General features: G+C 64.6%; 3 protein-coding genes. All 3 read right to left on the bottom strand.

Translation table 11 applies throughout. The annotated features are described in order from the left end of the window. Window positions 1-52 precede the first annotated feature (52 nt). Window positions 53-946 (bottom strand): HNH endonuclease, encoded by an 894-nt coding sequence (locus LB536_RS30850; protein WP_224599123.1) that lies wholly within the window; start codon window positions 944-946, stop codon window positions 53-55. Between the two features lie 94 nt (window positions 947-1040). Continuing rightward, on the bottom strand, window positions 1041-2021 hold the full coding sequence (locus LB536_RS30845; RefSeq protein ID WP_224599121.1) for a 2-dehydropantoate 2-reductase: 981 nt from the start codon (window positions 2019-2021) through the stop codon (window positions 1041-1043). 67 nt (window positions 2022-2088) lie between these two features. Beyond that, a complete protein-coding gene (locus LB536_RS30840; protein WP_224599120.1) occupies window positions 2089-3609 on the bottom strand; it encodes an acyl--CoA ligase in 1521 nt (506 codons plus the stop codon). Window positions 3610-3806: the final 197 nt, after the last annotated feature.

Raw genomic sequence — 3806 nt, 5'->3', positions numbered from 1 at the left:
GTGGGGAAGGGGTGAGGGGTGGAAGTCGTTCCAACGCGGTAATGCGGAACCATCACTGCTTGAAGCAGTGCTCGCGGTGCCATTGCAGGAAATGAGGATGAGGACGTTCAAGCTGTCGACGGGGTGTAAGCGCCCGGCCCGACTTGTTGACGAACGCCCTTACGCTCTCAGGATCATTGACCTGTCGTGAAATCAGGATTTCCAGATCATCATTTAGGCCGATCAATCCGCGATCGAACATCCAATGCGCTGTGCCGGAGAGTGCAATGCCGTTGCTGACAATATCTGGCCCGCTCGCTTCGACAGGTCGAATATGGGCTGCGGCAACCTCCGCACGGCCACGACCGTTTATCAGCTTAAGTCCCGTGATCGCACAGCGTTCGTCATAAGCGCGCAAAACGATGCGGCGGAAAATGCGGTCCCGTACAATCCTTGATCCGACATAAGCGACACGGTCGCGGCTCTGCTCGAACTGGAATGGAACCTGCTCCTCTTCAAACTCAAAACCGATCTCATCGACACGCGGCAGGAGCGGCTCGTTCTCGTTCAATCCAAGATCGACAATTCGGTTGAAATCGCTCGGGCTGAGCGGACGAACCGCCGATTGGGCGCGACCAGAAATCTGCCCTTCATCATTGAGCAACCCTCGCTCTACGAGCCCATCCATCCCGCTGAACGGAACCGGATTGACGAAATCGAGGTAACTTCCCGGTTCGATGAGAGCGAGGTACATGCCCTGAATCGCAGGATCACGGATGACCTGCTGCACCTTGGCCATGGCGAAATAGCCCCGAGTCTCCGCGATCTTCCGAGGCTCGTAGTAGATGATCCAGCCACCGACGCATGCCTCGACGCGACGCAGATACTGGCTTGGGAACTGATATTGCTCCGCCGGGCTGTCGTCGTAGATCGAATCTGAGCGATGAATAAAAACCCCGAATCCCATGGTCGTCTAATACTAAAGTTTTTGAAGGTATGCATTTCTTTGAATCTGCGGATTTACCGTTCGGCGAATGGGCTGTTACCTGTTCAGCCCACCCTTACCCATAACACCCCCGCTCCACCGCCAACCTCCGTACCAGCGCCAGCACCCCATCGATAGCCGGCGTGGGCCTGCCGGTCAGCCGCCCAAGCTCCTGCACCGCGCCCACCAGCGCGTCGATCTCCATTGGGCGGCCGCGTTCCAGGTCTTGCAGCATCGAGGTCTTGTGTTCACCGACGTCGCCGGCGCCCTTGATGCGGCGGTCGACGTCGATGGGGAAGCGCACGCCGAGGCTTTCACCGATCGCCTGGGCTTCCAGCATCATGGCGCGGGCGAGCGTGCGGGTGCCCTCGTCGGCGACGATTGTTGCCAGCGTGCTGCCGGTCAGCGCCGAGATCGGGTTGAAGGAGAGGTTGCCCCACAGTTTTATCCAGATCTCTGCGCGTATGTCGTCGCGCACCGGCGCCTGCAGCCCGGCCTTGACCATCTCCCCGGCCAGAAGCGTGGCCCGTTCGCTCTTCTCGCCCGAGGGTTCGCCGAGCGAGAAGCGCCTGCCCTCGACATGGCGGATGAGGCCGGGCGCATCGACCTCGACGGCGGGGTAGACCACCGAGCCGATGACGCGCCGCGGGCCGAGCCGGTCCCAGATCGTGCCGCCGGGATCGACCTGATGCAGCCTGGTGCCTTCGAGCGCACCGCCTGCCTTGTAGAAATACCACCAGGGCACGCCGTTCTGCATGGTGACGACCGATGTGTGGTCCCCCAGCAGCGGTGCGATCTGGTCGAGCGCGGGCGCGACGGAATGCGCCTTCAGCGCCAGCACGACATAGTCCTGCGCGCCAAGGTCTTCCGCCTTGGCGGCGGCGCGGACGGGGGCGGTCGTCTCCTGTCCGTCCTCGATCAGGCGCAGGCCGTTTGCCCTGATCGCTTCGAGATGCGCGCCGCGGGCGACGATCGACAGGTCGGTCCGGCCGGCAATGGCCAGCTTGGCCGCGAGATAGCCGCCGATGGCGCCAGCGCCGAAGATGGTGATCTTCATCGTAGTGAGCCTTTGATTCTATGCATGTCGTTATCCCGGAACCGAGGACACTTCCAAGCGACATGCATTAGAGCCCGAGCTTGGCGGCGAGCCCGATGCGCTGCAGCTTGCCGGTCGCGCCCTTGGGGATCTCGTCCAGGATCAGCACCTTGCGCGGCACCTTGAAGTCGGCGAGCCGGGTGGCGGCGTGGGCGCGGATATCGCCCTCGGTGGCGCTCATGCCTTCGCGCAGCACCACGGCCGCCGCCACCTCCTCGCCAAGCTTGTCATGCGGCATGGCGAAGGTGACGACCTGCGCCACCGCCGGGTGATCCATAAGCACGTCGTCGACCTCGAGCGGCGAGATCTTCTCGCCGCCGCGATTGATGATCTCCTTCAGCCGGCCGGTGACGCGGAGATAACCGTCCTCGTCGAGCACGCCCTGGTCGCCGGTGTGGAACCAGCCATGCGCGAAGGCCGTGGCGTTGGCGTCCGGGTTCTTCTCGTAGCCCGATGTGACATTGGGACCGCGAATGACGATCTCGCCGGTCTCGCCTGGTTCCAGCAGTCGCCCGTCCGGCGCCATGACAGCCACCTCCGGCCCGCCGGCAGCGCCGACGCTGCCCGGCTTGCGCAGGCCCGGCGGCACCCGGTTCGACGCCATCTGGTGCGCGGCCTCGGTCATGCCATAGGATTCGATGACGGGGCAGCCGAAGGTGGCTTCGAGCTCGGCCATCACTTGCGCCGGCAGCGACGCCGAGGACGAGCGGATGAAGCGCAGGCGTGCCGCCGCCAGCGCTTCGGCATTGCGTGCCGCGCGCGCCAGGATCGCCTGGTGCATGGTCGGCACGGCCGTGTACCAGCTCGGCCTGGCGTCGCCCAGCCAATGGAAGAAGCGCAGCGCGTTGAACCCCGGCGTGCAGTAGATGCTGCCGCCTGATGCCAGCGACGACAGCACCGCCGCGATCAGCCCATGGATGTGGAACAGCGGCATGATGTTGAGGCAACGGTCGCTGGCCGTCAGGCCAAGCGTCGCGCCGATATGACGGGCGGAGGCCGCGACATTGGCATGGCTGAGCGGCACCAGCTTGGGGCGCGACGTGGTGCCTGAGGTGTGCAGGAACAGCGCGATACCGTCGTCCCCGGCCATGTCGGGCGCCGCTTGCGGTCCGACCGCCGTGCCCTCGATGGCGAAGGTGCCGGCAGGCGCGCCAGCAGGCACGATGAGGCGCAGAACGCCGATGCCGAGGCGCTCGGCCACCGTCACCGCTGGTCCAGTTTCGGTCTCCGCGACGAGGATCGCCTTGGCGCCGATGTCGGTCAGGTAGAAGTCGAGCTCGTCGGTCCGGTAGGCGGGGTTTAGCGGCGCCGTCGCGGCTGTGGCTGCGACCGCGATGAAGGCCGTCGCCATCTCCGGCCCGTTCGGCAGCACGATCGCCACCCGGTCGCCCCGGCCGATGCCGAGCGCGTGGAGTTGTGTGGCGGTGGCGGCGATCAGCGCGCGCAGGCCGCCATGGGTCAGCGTGGGCCTGTCGGGCGCCAGGATGGCAGGCGCATCGTCGGCGCCGGCGACGAGGCGGCGGGAGAGGTCTGGATGATTTTGGGTCATGATCACCGGCTATGTTTCATGTGACTGCTTGTCAAAGTCCAGCGGGCCAATTGTCTATGTTGGCGCCGCCCCTCCTGCCGGACATTTCTCCCCGTATAGTGACGGGGAGAAAGGGGCTGTTTGTCCGAACCGGATAGATAGGTAACAGAATGGACCGATAGCATGGGTGACAGTTTTCTTGTCCGCCGGGAGGACCG

The sequence above is a fragment of the Mesorhizobium sp. ES1-3 genome (genome assembly GCF_020164795.1).
In the GTDB taxonomy this organism is placed as follows: domain Bacteria; phylum Pseudomonadota; class Alphaproteobacteria; order Rhizobiales; family Rhizobiaceae; genus Mesorhizobium.
The sequence above is the reverse complement of the archived record's forward strand: the minus strand, read 5'-3'. Positions and strand labels throughout refer to the sequence as shown.